This window comes from Alkalihalobacillus sp. R86527, from assembly GCF_042466185.1.
In the GTDB taxonomy this organism is placed as follows: Bacteria; Bacillota; Bacilli; order Bacillales; family Guptibacillaceae; genus Guptibacillus.
In genome coordinates this window covers 1586517-1604782 of sequence record NZ_JAXHBW010000001.1, presented here as the reverse complement: position 1 = coordinate 1604782, position 18266 = coordinate 1586517, and the positions used below count along the sequence as shown (strand labels likewise).

Genomic DNA, 18266 nt, shown 5'->3' with positions numbered 1-18266 from the left:
TCCATACTACTGAATCAGCATCAATTAACCTGCTTGTTGATCAGAAAGTGACGGAGCACTCGAATCTTTTCCTTTCATTGAGAGAAGAGAAGTTACAAGAGCCAAAATAATGAAAACTCCCCCCACTGTTGCATTCATCTCAACGTTACTTTTTTCTATCACAAGCGCTCCTACTGATGAGCCAAGGGCAATACCTAGATGAAGTGCCGAGTTGTTCAAACTTTGCTGGATATCAGACGATTCCGGCGCAATCTCAATTAGATAGCTTTGTTGCGCTGGTGTAATTCCCCAACTAAGCATGCTCCAGACCACCATTACTATTAGAAATAATGGAAACGCAAACGTTGTACATGGTATGAGAAACATTGAAATCCCAAATATCACGATAGCAGTGAGTATTGTAGGTTTTGTCCCAAACCTGTCTGAAGCGACGCCACCTAATCCTCCCCCTGCAACAGCAGCGATTCCGAAAATTAAATATACAATGCTTACCCACGTTCCAGTTAATCCTAGAGACGTCTTCAAGAACGGTGTTAAATATCCATAAAGCGTAAGGTGGCCTGTCAAAAATAAGAAAGAAGTCAACTGGGCTGTGAACACTCTTCTATTCTTTAGCGTCAATAATTGCTTTTTCATTGGAATAGCAGGTTTGGGTTGAATACTTTCCATAAAAAAGTGAACGCCTAAAATCGATAATAACGTTAATATCATGATCAAAACAAAAGGAGCTTTCCAGCCATATGCATTTCCTAGCATCAGACCAATAGGAACGCCAAGTACTAAAGAAGCACTTATACCCATGAAGACAACGCCTATCGCACGGGCTCTATATTTACTTTCTACGATGTTAGATGCAATCGTCACACACAATACGACAAGTAAGGAGCCACTCGCTGCTGATATAATTCTCGCTATCATTAGGACAGTGAATGTGCTACTGAAAAAAGCTAACAAATTTCCAAGAAAAAATACGACTAATGAGAAAATCGTAAGTTTTTTTCGTTCTATTTTGGCTGTTAAGGTTAGTAGAATCGGTGCCGCTAGAGCGAATACGATTGAAAATATGCTAATTAATAGGCCCGTTTTTCCGAGACTCGTATTTAAATCTTCCGCAACAAGGTCAAGAATACCTCCGATGATTAGCTCTACCATTCCGACAACAAAGGAAACAATCGTTAATAAATACACTCTTTTATTCATTCTATTCCGCCTTTTCTTATTAGGTTACCACTAAAAGGGTAACTCCCCGGAAGCGAAAAGGCAATAGTGAATTTAAGGATATTGTTCTGGTATGCTAATATGAAGAAAAGAACGATGTTTACAAGGAGAGCAAAAACCATGTTGCAGCAGTTTGGATTTACACAATACGAAAGTCAGATCTATGAAGCTTTAATCACAACAGATGAAGCGCTAGACGCTTCTGCGATTGTGAAACAATCCGGAGTTCCTCGCTCCAAAGTATACGAAGTCCTATACAAAATGGGAGAAAAAGGAATGGTGTTGGAATCTACAGTAGAGAAAAAAAGATTATACAGGCCACTCCCTCTAAACTCCGCCATCGAAAAATTACGTCGTGATTTTAATCGCAATTTAGATCAGTTAAAATCGTTTGAGGCAAGGAGAAAACCATTAGATGATCGCGTCTGGGGCTTGAAAGATAACCAATCTATCAACTCTCTTGTTTCAGATCTTGTTCAAAATGCTACCTCTTCGATCGTTTTTTCTGGTTGGTCAGATGACCTTTCACAACACCTTTTAACTATTGAAGAGAAACAATCGAAGGGAATCTCCGTTGAACTTCATTCAATTGGAGAACTTGAAACGAAAATCGATAATGTTACGACATTGATTCCGGATGTTCAGCATGTAGCCTTACAAAGAAGCCGCATCCTGATTATTGATAATAAAGAACTTCTCTTTGCTGGTTTTGAAGAAGCAGGGTGGCAAGCGATCCATACAAGCTCCCGACCGCTTGTGACATTCTTTACTGAATTCTTTTACCATGATGTCGCTCTTACTGAAATCACTCGTAAGTTCGGAAATATAATGATGGAGGACGAAGACATTAGAGACATTCTAATGAAACTAAGATACTGATCCATTAACGAGAAAAAAGCATGCCACTTGGCATGCTTTCACTATTAGATACTTTATCTCAATTCACGTTTTTACTTCTAGATTCTTTTCTATTTCCTCCCGTAGGATTGCCATCCCCTCAGGACTAAGTATGATAGTTCCATTACCAAAATACTTATTTTCATTTAATACTTCACCCGTTATCATACAAGCCATTTCTGGTTGATACTTCTTTAATACAATACGATCTTCACTAGTGAATATTTCCATAGGGTCTTTCACCTGGATATCGAGTGTACGTCGCAGTTCTTTTGGAATGACGATACGGCCCAGTTCATCAATTTTTCTAACGACACCTGTGCTCTTCAACCTTATCACCCCTTCTTTTTAACGAACGAATACGTTCTTTATTTAATTTTAATCGTTTATATGGAAACTAGCAAGTAAAATGCTAATTATTTTATAATTTTCCAAAATTATTCTATTGAACGCAAGTGATCGAATGAAAGATTACTGTTAGAAGTAGATAAAGAAGCAACTATCTAGATTAATAGTCAAAAAAAAACCGCCCGGATATACCGGGCGGATAAAAGGGGGAATTTTTTAAGGTAGTATGAAGATACCCCGACTGCAATCAAACTAAACCTCTTTTTTATAAATTATTTTTTACGATCGAGAATCTTTCAAATAATAGCCCCCCATAAAGTTTAACTCTTCTTACAAACGGATCAATTCACCTTTTTGCATCTTTTTTGGCCATTTCTAATCGATCCACCGTTCCCTCATCTTTTTACATTGAAAAGCCTTATAATCACATCTTCCTTATTGATGAACATTCTGATACACTTTTATAGTACTTGATCAAGGAACAGAGGGGGCTATATACTCCTATCCTTAACGTATAATAAATGATTAATTGTTCAGACTTACAATACAAATGAATGATATTAACAGGAGGCACTATGCTAACTTTTGAAGAAAAGCTACACATTATAGAATCAACGTTCCCTGAATTAACACGTAAAGATGTTTCGATGGGAAGGGTCAACTTTCATTATGAAGAAAGTGTTATGGATAAGAAGAACGTTGTGTACCATCTTCATCCTAATGGGAACGGCTTTGTATATGGAGAACTACTCGAAGAATACCCCGTAGATGATAGAGGAATGGTCAACATTCGTGACTTCTCAAGTAATGACCTACGAAAAATCGTTGGCGAGGCGATTCACACTCTCTCTGTGTTACCTGGGGAAGATATCGAGGAAGAAGTTTGGATGAACGAAGAAAACCAAACGCTCCACCTCGAATATGAGCCTGAGCTTGAGCTATGGAATGTTTATGCAGGTGACATGCTTGACGGAACTTTCCCATCTTATAATGAAGCGATCCAATATCTTGACGAGGAAGGATTCATTCGTCAATAATTTTAACCCCGCTGCATTCCATGAATGCAGCGGGGTTTTAAATTTCTACTAAGACTATTTCAATTGACTTGGAAACTCCGTAAGATTGATTCCCCATACTAGTGGCATGTAGAAATAAACGGCTATTGAAATGATAATGATAGATGTGATGTTAAGCCAAAAACCCGCTTTTGCCATATCAGGGATTTTCAAATAGCCAGATCCAAATACTACCGCGTTTGGAGGTGTTGCAACCGGAAGCATAAATGCACAGCTCGCTGCCACACCAGCACCAATCATCAGAGCGTACGGATGTACTGAAATTGCAGCAGACAAAGATGCCATAATCGGAAACATCATGGTTGCTGTAGCTGTATTCGACGTAATTTCTGTAAGAAAAATAACGAGTGCAGTGACTGCTAGTAAAATGACAAATAGATGTACCCCTTCAAGAACTGTTAATTGTTCTCCTATCCATTTGGCCAGTCCTGACTCCTGAAACCCTGCTGCAATCGCTAACCCTGCTCCAAATAATAGGAGAATACCCCAAGGGAGGCCTTTAGCTGTCTCCCAATCAAGCAAATAAGAACCCTTCTTCGTTGGCGAAGGTAGGATAAATAGTAGGATAGCAGCCGACATCGCTATAACAGTGTCGTTAATGTTTGGATTAAGATCGCTTAAAATAAACGATCGGCTAATCCAAGCAAATGCGGTTAAGGTAAACACCGCCATCACAATTTTTTCCTCTGAAGACATTGTCCCAAGCTCTTTTCTTTGTTTCGTAATAACCTGTTTCCCTCCTGGGAGCTCCTTCAGCTGCATAGGGAACGCTAGCTTAACAAGGTAGTACCAACAACCGACTAATAAGACCAACACGATCGGTACGCCAAACAGCATCCATCGAGCGAACGATATCTCAATTCCATACAACTCATTTACGATTGCTGCAAAAAAGGTGTTCGGTGGCGTTCCGATTAATGTAGCTAACCCTCCAATAGATGCACTATAAGCAATGCCCAACATCACTGCTTTTCCAAAGGGAAACGTTTTGATTTGTTCATCACCTAGATTCAACTGGTCAGAAACTTGATAGATCACCGCCATTCCAATCGGTACCATCATCATGGATGTGGCTGTATTCGAAATCCACATCGATAGAAATCCTGTCGCTGCCATAAATCCAAGTACGATCTTCTCTGTACTCGTACCAATTGCAGAAATAATAATTAGCGCTACCCTCTTATGTAAATTCCATTTCTGCATAGAAAGCGCTATCAAAAATCCTCCCATAAATAAAAATATAGTATTATCCCCATATGCCGAAGCTGTCATCCCGCCTTCTAGTCCTCCTGTAAGCGGAAATAATATGAGCGGCAAAAGCGAAGTAGCAGGAATTGGGATCGCCTCTGTTATCCACCAGGTTGCAATCCAGGCTGTGCTTGCGAGAATGGCGAGTGCTTCCCCTGTTAAACCTGAGGGGTGAAAAAAAAGTAAAATACAACTAAATAGCGCTGGACCAAGTAATAACCCGATGGTCTTTCGCTTGTCAAACTCCGGCTTTTTGCCTGACGTGTAACCCTCAATGTTTTTTTCTTTTGATGTAGAAGGGATTCCAGTTGTATTTGAAGAAGCGAATGTTAAGAGTTCTTTTGCTCGTCCATGTTCTAACCATAACTTGTTCCATAAGCTTACTAGCATTTCTTTATTGCCCTCCTATCTTTTTATATCTTATTAGTGTAGAAGTAGTGATTGAACGCTGTCAATTTCATTCATAAGGACAGGATGATGGTCTCATTTTATATAAGGACTTTAGTCTCGAATTATGAACAGCCTTGCACCCCTTTCATTAAAACCCCCTCAAATTTCCATAAGGGGCGAATAATGTAAGTTGATAGGATTAAATGTTATAATATTCTTACTACTATGCTTACCTTATTCTCAAAACCCGTTTCAGCAAGCGCTAAAAACAAGGCTCAAAATCGATCCAGGGGGTATTAGATGAGAAAAATACAACAAACTACAATTAATTCTGTTGTTAAATACGGACAAACCAAATTACCAAAATCCGCTAACACAGAATGTCCTGAGTGCGGGAACACCGCTTCTTTTCACTTAAAATTTGATTACCAAATCAACCAAACAGTGTTTTCCACATTTTCGAGGTGCTCAGTCTGCAAGGAGTCCATTCTCTTTGTATTAATCAAAACTTCCACCAGCGAGCAAGGTGAAGAAGTAGAATTATTTGTTCACCAAACTTCGTTCACTAGAGAGCCTCTAGGCCGTTTGGTGGGCACTGCGAGGCTTCCAGATGATCTCGAGCGCGTTTATCGCTCAGCTGTTAATGTACATAATATGAAAGACTGGACTGCTACTGCCGTCATGGCGAACCGCGTCTTAGAAAGCATCACACGGAGTTTTTTAGCTGACAATGAACTTACTCAACCGCTATCCAAGCAGCTAGAAGCCCTTGCAAAACAAGTTGATCTTGAAGAGCCAATTGTACGACTCGGACAATTGATGGGGAAAGGAAGCAATTTGCACAATCTACTTTGCCTGGAAAATTCCACAAGTGAAGAAACCGCTAACCTTATCATCGATTTATTGGACTCATTGATTGAATTTCTATATATACTCCCTCAAAAAATCGTTCATCTTCAAAAGCAAATTGAAGAATAAAGAAACCAGGCCTGTCATAGACGACGGCCTGGTTTCTTTTAATGTTCTACTGTGGACTCTTTTCGAAATGAAGGATAATTTATACCAATCGCAATGATACCCGCTACTGCCGTTAGGATTGGATAAATCGAATAAGGGATGAGTGCTAATGGCGAAATCGAGGCTAAGCCGGCTGCTGCTAGCAACTGTGCTCCATATGGCAACATTCCTTGAACACTTCCAGAAAAGATATCAAGTATACTTGCAGACTTCCTAGCATCAACATGATATTTCTCTGATATATTCTTTGCAAGTGGTCCCCCCATAATGATAGATATCGTGTTATTTGCCGTTGATAAATCAAGAATCGTTGCAAGTCCAGCAATACCGAACTCTGCTCCTTTTCGTGATTTCACTCGATTAAGGATTTTATCAAGAACGTACTGAACGCCTCCATTGTATCGGATTACTTCAATCATTCCCCCAATAATCAGCGCAATCATAGCAAGGTCTTCCATTCCTTTAATCCCATCAGTAACGGTAGATACTAGGCCGTTCAGACCAAAAGTACCGTTAAATAAGCCTACCGCCCCTGCAAACAACGTTCCACTAACGAGTACAATAAGCACATTGATTCCTACAATGGCTGCTATTAATACCCCAATGTAAGGTAACACGGTGATTAAATCAAATGATTTCCCGCCGTCTAGTGATGCCTTTTCTCCCATTGTTAAAAATCCATAAATGATAGCAGTAATAATGGCAGCCGGCAGGACGATGAAAAAGTTCACTTTAAATTTATCTTTCATCTTTGTATTTTGTGTTCGGACAGCTGCAATTGTCGTATCCGATATCATGGAAAGGTTATCTCCAAACATTGCACCACCGATAACGGCAGATAAAGTAAGAGCTACCGAAATACCCGTTTGCTCTGCAATCCCGATTCCAATTGGCGCTAACGCTACAATTGTCCCCATCGAGGTCCCCATTGATATCGATATAAAACACCCGATCAAAAACAAGCCAACAACGAGAAGACTTGCAGGTAATAGAGAGATACCCAGATTTACAATCGAATCTACAGCCCCTATTTTTTTCGCTGTTTCAGCAAAGGCTCCTGCTAATAGAAAGACAAGGATCATTAAGATGATATTAGAGTTTCCTGCTCCTCGACAAAAAACTTCTACTTTCTTCATAAAGCTTTCTTTTCGATTCATTGAGAGCGCAACTCCTGCAGCAATCAATGAGGCAAGCACAACTGGCATGCTATAAAAATCTTTCGTTACAACTGCTGTCCCAATAAAAAGCAAAATAAATATACCAAGCGGGATCAGCGCGAAGCCATTCCCTTTTATTTCTTTTTCCATTACACTTACTCCTTATTAGTTAATTTGTAGCAATCAAAAAAGCCCACTTCAAGAGAAGAGGGCTCTACTCTTATCTCTCAAGATTTCTCTTGCTGGAAGCAGCACCTTTCTGATTGTCAGAGGTTGCTGAAGCTTCTCAGGGCCAGTTCCCTCCGCTTCTCTTGATAAGAACTATTCGATTATTAGTGTTATGAAGTTTATCACGCATTATTCTTCTTCGTCAATAATAAAGTCGAATCGTGTCATTTATCGACTCGCTACAAGTGAGCTACCTTTGAATAAAGGTATGGATGTCGCTTAAAATGGAATGCGGTTGCTCTTCAGGAAGTAAATGACCTGTCTTTTCATACACGATCAACTCAGAATTCGGAAGATCCTCCGCTAATCGTTTGCCAATTTGCAACGGTACAACTCTATCGTGTTCCCCCCATATCAATAAACTCGGGGTTTTGATGTTTCTTAACTCTTCTTGAGAAAGGTCTCCTTCTCTATCTCGAATCATGCGTACAAGCGAGCGGAAAATACCCTCATTAAAGAAAGGCTGAACATACCCGTCTACCATTTCTTCATCGATTAAATCAGGATCGTACACACAATTCATGAGATTTCCCTTCGCTCCTTTACGCGAAAGCCATCGTTTTAAATACATTGAGAAAAAAGGCAAATAAGATGAATATACGAGACTCTGTTTGGCCTTTTCAAGATAGCCTGAACTACAAAGTAGTATATTTTTCTTAATAAGGTTCTCATTTAAGCCTGATGCTCTCAGTGCCACTTGCCCCCCCATCGAATGACCGATCATAATCGTTTCTTCAACACTTAACCGTTCAAGTAGTTCGATTACTACTTCTGCGAAGTTTTGATAAGAATGAACAAAACGACTGGATTTTTCACTTCTTCCAAATGGCGGAAGATCAATGGCTACAACAGTGTAGTACTTTGAAAGCAAGGGGATAAGCTTTCGATAACTGAACGTTGAGGACAAAAACCCATGCAATAACGTTAATACAGGACGATCGGAAGTAACTTCATTCTTATGATACTCATAATGAATATCGATCCCTTTAATATTTTCTTTATAATGTTTGAGGTTCTGAGCAGCTAGCATCTCACACTTCACTCCGTATAATAGTTTGTACGTATTTTACCCCTTTTCGCTAAGGAAAAACGTTTTCTATTTTGGAGAGTGTTACCAGCCACCGCTACTCTTCTCCTACATGCACGAGATTTTCGAAAGAGATGGTTTGTCTCTTCTCACTCATATCAACAATTCGTAATTCCATATTAAGCTGGTCTATATAATGAACATATCCTTTCACTACGTTTGTCATACCTTTTTGGAAGTAGTGAAAAGTAAGAGACCGATGAAACTCCATCGCTTCACATATAATATCGTTCATTTCCTCGATTTTCTGTTCATCGAGCTCAGGTTTTTGGCTTTTTCGGTCTTCTTCCTTCCATTCTCTCAGCTCTTTAACATGCTCTGGCAACATCATTGATGTCCACTTGATATTTCCTCGATCACGAATCACCTAAGCTCAACCCCTTCCTATGCTTTGTGACCTCCGACAAGTTTACTTCGATGCAATGCTGTACCAGCCTTTGTGTAGGAAACAGCTCGAAGCAAAGCATCAGAACCATACTTCTCTCTTATAGAATCCATGACATAGCCAAGGTCTCGTTGCTTTGGTCGTTTCATATTGAAAAGGTCAAGCTGCACTTCTTCATCTTCACAAATATTTGAAAGGGCAATTGATATTTTCCGCACCGTTTTCCCTCCATAAAACTCCTGAAAGAGCTGCAAACAGACGTCGTAAATTTCAAGTGTGATCGAAGTTGGACTGTCGATACTTCTCGACCTATGAAAGCCTCCACCTCCTTCGTCTTTACTATAGCCAATCCCAAGACTAATCGTACGCCCCGCTTTTCCAGCTCTTCTCGCGCGCCTCGCTACCTCTTCACTCATTTCTAAGATCACGTGTTTGACTTCTTTTTGTTCATGATAATCTCTAAGTAGAATCTGACTTTTACCAAAGCTGATTTGCCCTTGCATAATCGGAGCCCCAATTTCAGAAAGATCCACTCCCCAGGCGTGATGATAAAGCTGGTTGCCCATCACCCCGAATTTCTGTTCAAGAAGATGCAAAGGGTATTTTGCCAGTTGCTCGACATTCATAATGCCCATTCGATTTAGCGTGCGCTCAAGGCGCGGTCCAATTCCCCACATTTTACTAAGGGGAGAGATGGACCAAACCTTCTCAGGAATATCCGCATACGTCCACTCAGCAACTCCATACTTCTTCGCCTCTAAATCAAGACAGAGCTTTGCCAGCAACATGTTGGGCCCAATTCCAATCGCACAAGGTAGACCAAATGTTTCACTGATCTCTGCCCTAATCTTATTAGCTGCCTCAAAACGCCCTCCCCAGAGACGTTCCGTTCCATCAATTTGCAGAAAAGATTCGTCCACGCTATACGTGTGAATACATTCTTTTGGAACGTAGCGATGAAAGAGCCTTGTAATCTCCATCGATTGCTTTAAATAGGAGGACATCCTTGCATTTACGATATGAATCCGAGAATCATTCGGAATTTCAAAAAGCCTATTTCCTGTTCGTATATTAAAGTCTCTTTTCAATGCGGGTGAAGCCGCTAAAACCACACTACCTTGACGTTCTGTATCACCCACTACAGCAAGATAGCATGTTAATGGATCTAACCCCATCTCAACTGCCGAGCAGCTCGCATAAAAGCTTTTCATATCGACACACAAAATGGTTTTCTTTTGAAACGTTGAATAATCCATCCCCACCACTCCTTTCAAGTCCTGAATAAGAACACTAGTTCTATATATCTATACCCGTATTTTACCCGAATATACGTTCGTATATCAATAAGTACTTTCTTCCAACGCGTAAAATTCGCTAGAAATTATGTTGAGAAGTCATTTCCACATTTTTCAAAAGAAAAAGTGGCTCTCAATAAAAAAAGAGCAACTAGATCTTAAAACCCAGACGCTCCTTTTCTTTAGTGCTGATAGCCTATTTCACCTTAACTTATGATAGGTCATAAACACCATAATTATCTAAATTGTTTGAATATTTTTCATATTGTGTTAATCTTTTCTCATCTGATAAAAGGAGGATTTACATGAAGAAGAAAAAATTATTAGCACTAGGACTATCAGCAGGTCTGGTAGGAAGTATGTTAGCTCCGTCGGGGTCACTTGCAACAAACTTACATAATGATAAAGGGACCCCCTCATTTGTATCAGGACAATTAACAAAGGCATCTTCAAAAAATCCTAACGAAGTGTTGTTTGATTACTTAAACGAAAACAAAAGCTACTACAAATTCAGTGGTGCTACAGCAGAGCAATCATTTAAGATTTTATCAACCGAGAAAGATCAACTTGGATATACTGTATTTCGTCTTCAACAGTTACATAAAGGAACACCAGTTTACGGATCTACTCAAACAGTTCATGTTAATAAAGATGGCGTATTAACAGCTGTATCAGGGAAAGTGATTTCAGATCTTGGGTCGAAGAAAGAACAACTAAAGAAGGAAACTAAGTTTAAAAAGCAGGATGCTATAAAGAAAGCAGAAGCGGCACTTGGTTTCACCCCAGACTATGAGCAAAAACCAGAATCGACTCTTGTCGTGTATCCACAAGGGAATTCTGCTAGCTACGCCTATCACGTAACACTGAATTTCTTATCACCTGAGCCAGGAAACTGGAATTATGTTGTAGATGCAGTAACTGGGGAGATCCTAACGAGTTTTAACGCGCTTCACGAAGCGAAAAAAGAAGGAGTAGGTAAGCCAGGTGGTGGTGGTGGCTCTGACGTTACTGGAACGATTACAACCGGAACGGGTACTGGTGTGCTTGGAGACACTAAATCATTTAATACACTCCTCTCCTCTTCTACTTACTATTTGAAAGATACAACAAGAGGTGGCGGCGTCTTCACTTATGATGCATCAAACCGCCAAAAGTTGCCTGGGTCGCTGTGGTCAGACTCGGATAATGAATTTCATGCTAGTTACGATGGCGCAGCTGTAGATGCACATTACTATGCGAGCGCTACTTATGATTATTATAAAGAAGTATTCAACAGAGATAGTTATGATGGCAACGGAGCACCATTAGAGTCGACAGTACACTACGGACGAGACTATAACAATGCATTTTGGAATGGAAGTCAAATGGTTTACGGAGACGGTGATGGTTCTACATTCGTTGCACTATCAGGAGGAGAAGATGTTGTTGCTCATGAACTTACACACGCGGTAACGAACACAACAGCGGACCTCATTTATCAGAACGAATCTGGTGCACTAAATGAATCGATGTCTGATGTATTCGGAACGCTGGTTGAATACCATGATAACAACAATCCAGATTGGCTAATTGGGGAAGATATTTATACACCAGGAACATCTGGAGATGCTCTTCGCTCAATGTCAGACCCAACTCAGTTTGGAGATCCAGCTCATTATTCTGAACGCTATACCGGGACACAGGATAATGGTGGTGTTCATATCAATAGCGGCATCATGAACAAGGCTGCTTATCTGTTAAGCGAAGGCGGAACATTTTATGGTGTGACAGTTTCAGGTATTGGAAAAGACAAGCTCGGCGCTATCTACTATCGTACGTTGACTCAATATCTAACATCTTCTTCAGATTTCAGCCATATGCGCTCTTCTGCTGTACAAGCTGCTACAGACCTATATGGTGCAAGTAGTCCGGAAGTACAATCGGTTAACAAAGCATTTGAGGCAGTTGGCGTTCAATAGTTTGATGTATGATGTACAGGTAGCTTTTTTCTAAAGCTACCTGTTTTCATGTTTCATCACCAGGAAAGCGGGAATGAATGATGACGTTAGGAAATGCTAGGAGGTTTCTTATGCAACTATTCAAAGAAGATGCATTAAAACAGCAGCATATCATCATAACTGGCGCTACCGGTGGCATCGGGTATGCAACAGCAAAGGTAGCTGTGCAAGCAGGGGCAATAATATCGATTACAGGGCGTAACGAAGAAAAGCTAGCACAACTTCAAAAAGAATGTGAGACCTTAGTGGAGGGTGCAGAGGTCACTACTATTGTAGCTGACTTAACAAATGAAGATGATCGCTCAAACCTAGTGCAGAAAGCAGTTAAAGAAAATGGTCCGATCACCGGTCTCATAAATTCAGCTGGTATTGGAGGCGGAGATATTATTGATCGCTTAACAGAGGACGATTTACGAAAGGTGATGGAGCTTAACTACACTGCGACAGTGCTACTCACTCAGCTCGTATATAACCATATGCGTAACAAAGATCAAAAAGGCGGTATCGTTAACCTCTCTTCTCTTTCTGGGCTTCGCGGAACGTATGGAGGGACAGCATACAGCGCATCAAAATTCGCAATAATAGGCTTCACTCAGTCGTTCGCACATGAAGCAATCAAGCATGGAATTCGTGTTAACGCCGTTTGTCCAGGCTTCGTAGATACAGAGATGGGTAGAAACGCCATTGAAGCCAAAGGAAAGCGTGAGAACAAAAGTTACAAAGAAGAATTGCAAGCGGTCGAAAAAGGACTGCCATCTGGTCGTATCACTCAACCAGAAGAAGTAGCGAACAGTATCATCTACCTTCTTTCAAACGCATCTGAAAACATTATTGGAGAATCATTGAAGATATCAGGTGGAAGTGTGATGAGGTAAAAGGATACATCTGACTAGACGCGGCGGAGCACTCGCAGGGTGCTCCGTGTGCAATTAAGATGGTTGTTTGAAAAAATACAGATCATTTTCTTTCAGCTAGCAAAAAAAAGAGCACCTACTCGGTTGCTCTTCAAAAATAATATTTATTTTTGATTAAAGAAACGTCCACCCACTTTTTCAATTAGACCAGGTGCTGCGTGATATACCTTTGCGCCGGCATTCATCCACGCAGGCAGGTTAACTTCTCGTTTCCCCTTCTCAATAGCTGAGATAATTTCTCTCAAGACCTTTTCAGGCGAGAGCATCATTTTTTCCACATTTTTTGCATAGGTTCCACTACTGTCTGCTACCTCGAAGAAATTCGTCTTAATCGGTCCGGGGTTAACAGTCATGACATTGATACCATGAGGTTTCATCTCAAGACGAAGACTATTTGAAAATCCGAGTACAGCATGCTTTGTAGCTGAGTATGCGGCAGACTTCGGTGTCGCGATTTTGCCCGCTTGTGAAGCAACATTTATAATAAGGCCACTTCTCGCTTTCACCATGCTTGGTAGCACATGAGAGCAAAAACGCATCAATCCAATCACATTCACGTCGAACATCGCTTCAATTTCTTTCATATCAGCATCTACAAAATGATCGAACTTACCGAATCCTGCGTTGTTTATAAGGATATCGATTGCTGGCATCTCTTCCAATAACCTAGGTAGAAGATGATCAATCCTAGTTCCATCTCCTACATCCATTGGCCATACGGCTGGAGGATAGCCTCCACTCGATACAATTTGTTCCTTCAATAGAAGTAAATTGTCCTCTGTCCGCGAAACGAGGATAAGCCTTGCACCCTTCTCGGCTAAATCAAGAGCTAACTGACGACCGATTCCACTTGAGGCACCAGTTATGAGTATGACTTTCTCTTTTATATTCTTCATAAATCTCTCCTAACGATTAGTTGTGTCTATAGAGAACGTTCTCTCCACTTTTAACTTTTGTAATGATTCCCTCTGAGTGTAAATAGTCCAGTTGACCGATCGTCTCAGAAAGGGTTAAACCGATCTGTTTCTTATAAATACCTGGAAACAGCTTCTGACAAACTTGAAAAGCGGTTAAAGATTCTTGTTTTAAAAACGCAGCTACCTTCTTAGATCGTTCTTCCTGTTGGTGTAAACGGTCTTTGATTAACTGCTCAGCATCATCGATTGGCTCACCATGCCCTGTATATACAAACGCAGGCTTTACCTTTACTGTTTTCTTATAAGAATCTCGCTGTTGCAGGAGCGGCTTTGGTCGCTCTGTACAATTGTCATATGGTGGCTCTAAAATAGGGTTTGAAGAAATGTTCTTAATAAGGTGGTCCCCCGCTATCATTGTTCCAGAACGTTCATGAAGAAGAGAAATATGACTCTGAGCATGCCCCGGTGTTTCCATTACTCTCCATCCCGGGCAGCCGGGGACTTCATCTCCCTCAGCCAGATGAACATCACACTTTGCTCGATCCGTATACAAGAGATATCCCTCTACATCATGAACATGTTGAAAATACATTTCATGGACTCCTGCTTCCTTATAGATTCCTCTCATAAAAGATTCATGCTGTTTTAGAAACGTGTCATTCATTTCAAGCCACCGATCATTCTTCCAATGACCCAGCACCCTCTTTCCTTTCTTTCTCATTAAGCCTGCTAGGCCGATATGATCAGGATGATGATGCGTCAACACCACTTGATCAACATCTTCAAGGGTAAACCCATGTTCTTTCAATTGAGATATAAGTGCCTCTTCAGCTTCAGATGTACGAGGACCCGTATCAACAAGTGTAATCACATCACTTTTAATCAAAAAACAATTTACAGGTCCAACTTGAAATGGCGTTGGCACTGTAATTGAGAATATTTCATTTTCCATCGTAATGTTCATCAAACCAACCACCTATCCTTTGCTATCCTGATTCCATTCTACTCCTCATTCCACCTTTTGTCATTATATCAAAATAGTATATTCAGAAAATTATAAAAACTAATTGACAATTTTTCTATTTCGTTGCATACTATGTAAAACTATATTTGAGATCGATTATAGCTATGAATGGGATTAGTAGAAGCTAAGACATGTTTCAGAGAGAGGAATTCATGGGCTGAAAGATTCCTTACTATTGCAAGCTTCGAACCTACCCTTGAGCTAGCTGTGGAAACATGGCCGCTTCCCGCGTTATAGGGCTTTTGAGGATATCTCAGTTAGATATTAAATAAAGGTGGTACCACGGATCACGCCCATTCGTCCTTTACATGAAGGATGATTGGGCGTTTTATATTGAAAAGAGAGGGAGCGGTATCATGAACACACTGCATGTTGGTTTTCTCGGAGCCGGATCAATGGCAGAATCGATGGTGGAAGGTATGATCGCAAAATCATTTGTCTTACCTAAGCAAGTTACCCTTTTAAACCGCATCAACAAAGAAAGACTTGAAGATTTACAATTAAAATATAACGTAGAGGTCACCCAGGACTATGAGAGAGTATTAACTAAAGCTACCGTTATCATTCTAGCTATGAAACCAAAAGATGTCGAAAAAGCGCTTCAGAGTTTGGCACCATATATTACAGAAAAACACCTTATCTTATCTGTAGTCGCCGGTATCACCACAAAGGATATTGAAGAATGTATCGATTTTGAAACACCAGTCATAAGGGCGATGCCTAATACGTCCGCAGCGATCGGCCATTCTGCTACCGCGATTTCTTCCGGCCGATACAGTCGTAACGACCAGTTGAGTTTTGCTGTAGATCTATTCGAAACCATTGGTACAGTCGTTCATGTTCCAGAAAATCAATTAGATACAGTCACAGGTTTATCCGGTAGTGGACCTGCATATTTTTATTACATGGTGGAATGTATGGAAAGGGCTGCCAATCTTAATGGATTAGATAAAGAAACCGCTCGCAACTTGATCATCCAAACAATGGCAGGTGCTGCGATGATGCTGAGTCAAACGAACCACTCCCCTTCTTTTCTTAGGGAGAAAGTGACTAGTCCAGGAGGAACCACTCATACGGGAATATCGATTTTACAAAACTATCAATTTGACGAAGCAGTGCTTCAAAGTATAACTGGTGCAAGGAACCGTTCAGCAGAACTCGGTCACTCTCACATGAAAACAAAAAGAATATAACTACAGCATCCTCACCTGAACAGTGAGGGTCTAAATCATTATGTAAGCGGTACCAAAAGTCCTCAAAAAAAATTAGGTTACGTTGTTCTTTTTTGCATTTCTATAAAGTTGTTACTTAAAGTCCCTAATGCTTCTCTACTATCTGCACCAACCACCATGACCACTACTGGCCCTCTAAATCCTTTCAAAGCACTCATACTTAGTAAACTTTTTGCATTTCGTTGAGTACCACTAACTTCTACCAATATATAGCTCGAAAACAAGTTTGCAGTTCTTACAATTTCCATTAGAAAATCCGTAGTCATTTTTTCAGTTAACAGAAACGATTTTTCAAACTTCAATTAATCACCACTTCCTAAGAAATTAGTACAACCGCTTCACCATTCTTATTTTCCCACCTTCATATCAGTTCCTCAAGACATTTGACACTTTTCCTGACACATTCTTTTCTGAAGTGCATACTATATGTCAGATATTCTACCAACCTTCTAATCAATCATCCTTGTTTGTGCTATACTATTAGCAGATTAAGAGGTTAGTATATGCAATTTTTAATAAGTTATGATGCGTCAACTACACTATGAAAATGATCGTAGGAGTGAGTGAATTTGTCATACAAAGAAAAAAAGGTTCTTCCGATTGGATCGGTAAGTGAACTAACTGGATTGTCACTCCGCAAAATACGTTATTACGAAGAGCGAGGACTAATCCTACCTGAACGATCTGGTGGAGGCACTAGAAAGTTTTCATTTAACGATGTAGAAAAGTTGATGGATATTGCAAATCAGATTGAAGATGGAATGCAGACGTTTGAAATTAAGAAAATGTACAAGAAAGAAAAGCAAAAAGATAAAGGGAAAATTAGAGATGAAATGATTCGTGGACAGCTTAACGCTGCGTTCAAAATGTCAAAATAGCTCTATATTAGAAAGCAGACGGTTATCTGTCTGCTTTTTTTTAGTAGAAAGTCAGTTTAATCTATACACTACAGGGTATAGAAATAATAGACATCAAACGTTCAGGAAAGGAGATTTCACCGTGAGCTTTCACTACACAATTGAAACGAGTAAGACAATTGATAAAACAGTTGAGGATTTGAGTAAATCACTACAGGAAGAAAGTTTTGGAGTGTTATGGGACTTTGATTTAACTTCAAAACTCCAGGAAAAAGGAATGGATTTCAATACGCCGTATCGGGTATTGGAAGTTTGTAACCCAGAAGAGGCAGACCGCGTTCTACAAGAAAATAAAATTGTAGGTTATTTTCTCCCATGCAAAATCGTCGTATATGAAGACAACGGCGTAACGAAAATAGGCATGCCGAAACCAACCACCCTTTTAGAACTAACTGGTGATGATCGCCTTAAAGGCATAGGCCTAGACATCGAAGATCGATTGATTTCTTGCATTGAAAACAGCAGATAAACGATTTAATCACACCAATGACTAGCCTTTCTTTTATTAGAAAGGCTAGTCATTTTTTAGTAAGAACTATCTTCATCCGGATGAAACTGATATTCCTTTAGGCTCACCTTGTTATCCTTATAAAACCTTACTCCTTCTTCTTCTAACGCCATTTTTTGGATGAACACTCCTTCTTCTTCACGCAAACCAATCTCACCCTTACTATTAATAACCCGATGCCACGGCAATCGATGTTTCTTACTCATGGAATGGAGGATTCGAACCACTTGTCTTGCCCCCCGTGGACTCCCTGCTAACCTAGCAATTTGGCCATATGTCATCACTCTTCCGCATGGTATTTTTTTTATAATACTAACCGCATTTTCAGTAAATCTCTCCATTGTCTCACCCTTATCCCAACAATCTTTCCTTCATCATATCAGATTATTTCCACTTTCTTCACTTGTCCTA

Annotated in this window: 19 protein-coding genes, 1 riboswitch and 1 other annotated feature; of the genes, 8 read left to right on the top strand and 11 right to left on the bottom strand. The window is 40.1% G+C overall.

What is annotated here, in order from left to right; all coding sequences use genetic code 11:
• Positions 1–24 precede the first annotated feature (24 nt).
• A complete protein-coding gene (locus SJY16_RS08175; RefSeq protein ID WP_377888652.1) occupies positions 25–1200 on the bottom strand; it encodes an MFS transporter in 1176 nt (391 codons plus the stop codon).
• A gap of 138 nt (positions 1201–1338) precedes the next feature.
• On the opposite strand from SJY16_RS08175, the gene SJY16_RS08170 reads away from it, so the two are divergent.
• Positions 1339–2097 carry a TrmB family transcriptional regulator gene (locus tag SJY16_RS08170; RefSeq protein WP_377888650.1) on the top strand — a complete coding sequence of 253 codons (759 nt, stop codon included), beginning with the start codon at positions 1339–1341 and terminating at the stop codon, positions 2095–2097.
• 63 nt (positions 2098–2160) lie between these two features.
• Here SJY16_RS08170 and SJY16_RS08165 read toward each other — a convergent pair whose 3' ends face one another.
• Positions 2161–2445, bottom strand: a complete 285-nt coding sequence (locus SJY16_RS08165; RefSeq protein WP_377888649.1) for an AbrB/MazE/SpoVT family DNA-binding domain-containing protein — start codon at positions 2443–2445, stop codon at positions 2161–2163.
• A 593-nt stretch (positions 2446–3038) separates the two neighbouring features.
• Between SJY16_RS08165 and SJY16_RS08160 the strand changes: the two genes are divergently transcribed.
• Entirely contained in the window at positions 3039–3500 is a 462-nt protein-coding gene (locus SJY16_RS08160; RefSeq protein WP_377888647.1) for a hypothetical protein, read from the top strand.
• A gap of 54 nt (positions 3501–3554) precedes the next feature.
• Here SJY16_RS08160 and SJY16_RS08155 read toward each other — a convergent pair whose 3' ends face one another.
• Positions 3555–5177 carry an SLC13 family permease gene (locus SJY16_RS08155; protein ID WP_377888645.1) on the bottom strand — a complete coding sequence of 541 codons (1623 nt, stop codon included), beginning with the start codon at positions 5175–5177 and terminating at the stop codon, positions 3555–3557.
• Between the two features lie 300 nt (positions 5178–5477).
• On the opposite strand from SJY16_RS08155, the gene SJY16_RS08150 reads away from it, so the two are divergent.
• Positions 5478–6155 (top strand): hypothetical protein, encoded by a 678-nt coding sequence (locus SJY16_RS08150; protein WP_377888644.1) that lies wholly within the window; start codon positions 5478–5480, stop codon positions 6153–6155.
• 38 nt (positions 6156–6193) lie between these two features.
• Here the strand turns inward: SJY16_RS08150 and SJY16_RS08145 are convergent, their stop codons facing one another.
• From SJY16_RS08145 to SJY16_RS08130, 4 genes are all read right to left on the bottom strand, one after another.
• Positions 6194–7501, bottom strand: coding sequence for a Na+/H+ antiporter NhaC family protein (locus SJY16_RS08145; protein ID WP_377888642.1), 1308 nt, complete (start codon positions 7499–7501; stop codon positions 6194–6196).
• A gap of 67 nt (positions 7502–7568) precedes the next feature.
• A riboswitch (SAM riboswitch) is annotated at positions 7569–7672 on the bottom strand.
• 97 nt (positions 7673–7769) lie between these two features.
• Complete coding sequence (locus SJY16_RS08140) at positions 7770–8609, bottom strand: alpha/beta fold hydrolase (RefSeq protein WP_377888640.1); 840 nt, start codon at positions 8607–8609, stop codon at positions 7770–7772.
• A gap of 94 nt (positions 8610–8703) precedes the next feature.
• The gene (locus tag SJY16_RS08135) at positions 8704–9033 is read right to left on the bottom strand and encodes a YolD-like family protein (RefSeq protein ID WP_377888639.1); all 330 of its coding nucleotides are present in this window, start codon (positions 9031–9033) and stop codon (positions 8704–8706) included.
• Between the two features lie 17 nt (positions 9034–9050).
• Entirely contained in the window at positions 9051–10307 is a 1257-nt protein-coding gene (locus tag SJY16_RS08130) for a Y-family DNA polymerase (protein ID WP_377888638.1), read from the bottom strand.
• A gap of 344 nt (positions 10308–10651) precedes the next feature.
• Here SJY16_RS08130 and SJY16_RS08125 point away from each other — a divergent pair, with 344 nt between their 5' ends.
• Complete coding sequence (locus SJY16_RS08125) at positions 10652–12304, top strand: M4 family metallopeptidase (RefSeq protein ID WP_377888637.1); 1653 nt, start codon at positions 10652–10654, stop codon at positions 12302–12304.
• 110 nt (positions 12305–12414) lie between these two features.
• Entirely contained in the window at positions 12415–13218 is an 804-nt protein-coding gene (locus SJY16_RS08120) for an SDR family NAD(P)-dependent oxidoreductase (protein ID WP_377888636.1), read from the top strand.
• 143 nt (positions 13219–13361) lie between these two features.
• On the opposite strand, the gene SJY16_RS08115 is transcribed toward SJY16_RS08120, so the two are convergent.
• A complete protein-coding gene (locus tag SJY16_RS08115; protein WP_377888635.1) occupies positions 13362–14153 on the bottom strand; it encodes an SDR family NAD(P)-dependent oxidoreductase in 792 nt (263 codons plus the stop codon).
• A 16-nt stretch (positions 14154–14169) separates the two neighbouring features.
• Positions 14170–15138: an MBL fold metallo-hydrolase gene (locus tag SJY16_RS08110; protein WP_377888633.1), complete on the bottom strand. Its 969-nt coding sequence runs from the start codon at positions 15136–15138 to the stop codon at positions 14170–14172.
• A 155-nt stretch (positions 15139–15293) separates the two neighbouring features.
• Positions 15294–15506: a binding site (T-box leader), on the top strand.
• Between the two features lie 48 nt (positions 15507–15554).
• Between SJY16_RS08110 and proC the strand changes: the two genes are divergently transcribed.
• Positions 15555–16391 (top strand): pyrroline-5-carboxylate reductase, encoded by an 837-nt coding sequence (gene proC, locus SJY16_RS08105; protein WP_377888631.1) that lies wholly within the window; start codon positions 15555–15557, stop codon positions 16389–16391.
• A 77-nt stretch (positions 16392–16468) separates the two neighbouring features.
• Here the strand turns inward: proC and SJY16_RS08100 are convergent, their stop codons facing one another.
• A complete protein-coding gene (locus SJY16_RS08100) occupies positions 16469–16678 on the bottom strand; it encodes an HPr family phosphocarrier protein (RefSeq protein ID WP_377888629.1) in 210 nt (69 codons plus the stop codon).
• 321 nt (positions 16679–16999) lie between these two features.
• On the opposite strand from SJY16_RS08100, the gene SJY16_RS08095 reads away from it, so the two are divergent.
• Together SJY16_RS08095 and SJY16_RS08090 are read left to right on the top strand one after the other, a co-directional pair.
• Positions 17000–17308 carry a MerR family transcriptional regulator gene (locus SJY16_RS08095; protein ID WP_377888628.1) on the top strand — a complete coding sequence of 103 codons (309 nt, stop codon included), beginning with the start codon at positions 17000–17002 and terminating at the stop codon, positions 17306–17308.
• Between the two features lie 121 nt (positions 17309–17429).
• The gene (locus SJY16_RS08090; protein ID WP_377888627.1) at positions 17430–17816 is read left to right on the top strand and encodes a DUF302 domain-containing protein; all 387 of its coding nucleotides are present in this window, start codon (positions 17430–17432) and stop codon (positions 17814–17816) included.
• Positions 17817–17872: 56 nt separating this feature from the next.
• On the opposite strand, the gene SJY16_RS08085 is transcribed toward SJY16_RS08090, so the two are convergent.
• A complete protein-coding gene (locus SJY16_RS08085) occupies positions 17873–18196 on the bottom strand; it encodes an MGMT family protein (RefSeq protein ID WP_377888625.1) in 324 nt (107 codons plus the stop codon).
• Positions 18197–18266: the final 70 nt, after the last annotated feature.

Coding starts and splice junctions, on each gene's coding strand:
- SJY16_RS08175 (WP_377888652.1), bottom strand. CDS start 1,200: ATGAATAAAAGAGTGTATTTATTAACGATTGTTTCCTTTGTTGTCGGA.
- SJY16_RS08170 (WP_377888650.1), top strand. CDS start 1,339: ATGTTGCAGCAGTTTGGATTTACACAATACGAAAGTCAGATCTATGAA.
- SJY16_RS08160 (WP_377888647.1), top strand. CDS start 3,039: ATGCTAACTTTTGAAGAAAAGCTACACATTATAGAATCAACGTTCCCT.
- SJY16_RS08155 (WP_377888645.1), bottom strand. CDS start 5,177: ATGCTAGTAAGCTTATGGAACAAGTTATGGTTAGAACATGGACGAGCA.
- SJY16_RS08150 (WP_377888644.1), top strand. CDS start 5,478: ATGAGAAAAATACAACAAACTACAATTAATTCTGTTGTTAAATACGGA.
- SJY16_RS08145 (WP_377888642.1), bottom strand. CDS start 7,501: ATGGAAAAAGAAATAAAAGGGAATGGCTTCGCGCTGATCCCGCTTGGT.
- SJY16_RS08140 (WP_377888640.1), bottom strand. CDS start 8,609: ATGCTAGCTGCTCAGAACCTCAAACATTATAAAGAAAATATTAAAGGG.
- SJY16_RS08130 (WP_377888638.1), bottom strand. CDS start 10,307: ATGGATTATTCAACGTTTCAAAAGAAAACCATTTTGTGTGTCGATATG.
- SJY16_RS08125 (WP_377888637.1), top strand. CDS start 10,652: ATGAAGAAGAAAAAATTATTAGCACTAGGACTATCAGCAGGTCTGGTA.
- SJY16_RS08120 (WP_377888636.1), top strand. CDS start 12,415: ATGCAACTATTCAAAGAAGATGCATTAAAACAGCAGCATATCATCATA.
- SJY16_RS08115 (WP_377888635.1), bottom strand. CDS start 14,153: ATGAAGAATATAAAAGAGAAAGTCATACTCATAACTGGTGCCTCAAGT.
- SJY16_RS08110 (WP_377888633.1), bottom strand. CDS start 15,138: ATGAACATTACGATGGAAAATGAAATATTCTCAATTACAGTGCCAACG.
- proC (WP_377888631.1), top strand. CDS start 15,555: ATGAACACACTGCATGTTGGTTTTCTCGGAGCCGGATCAATGGCAGAA.
- SJY16_RS08100 (WP_377888629.1), bottom strand. CDS start 16,678: ATGGAAATTGTAAGAACTGCAAACTTGTTTTCGAGCTATATATTGGTA.
- SJY16_RS08085 (WP_377888625.1), bottom strand. CDS start 18,196: ATGGAGAGATTTACTGAAAATGCGGTTAGTATTATAAAAAAAATACCA.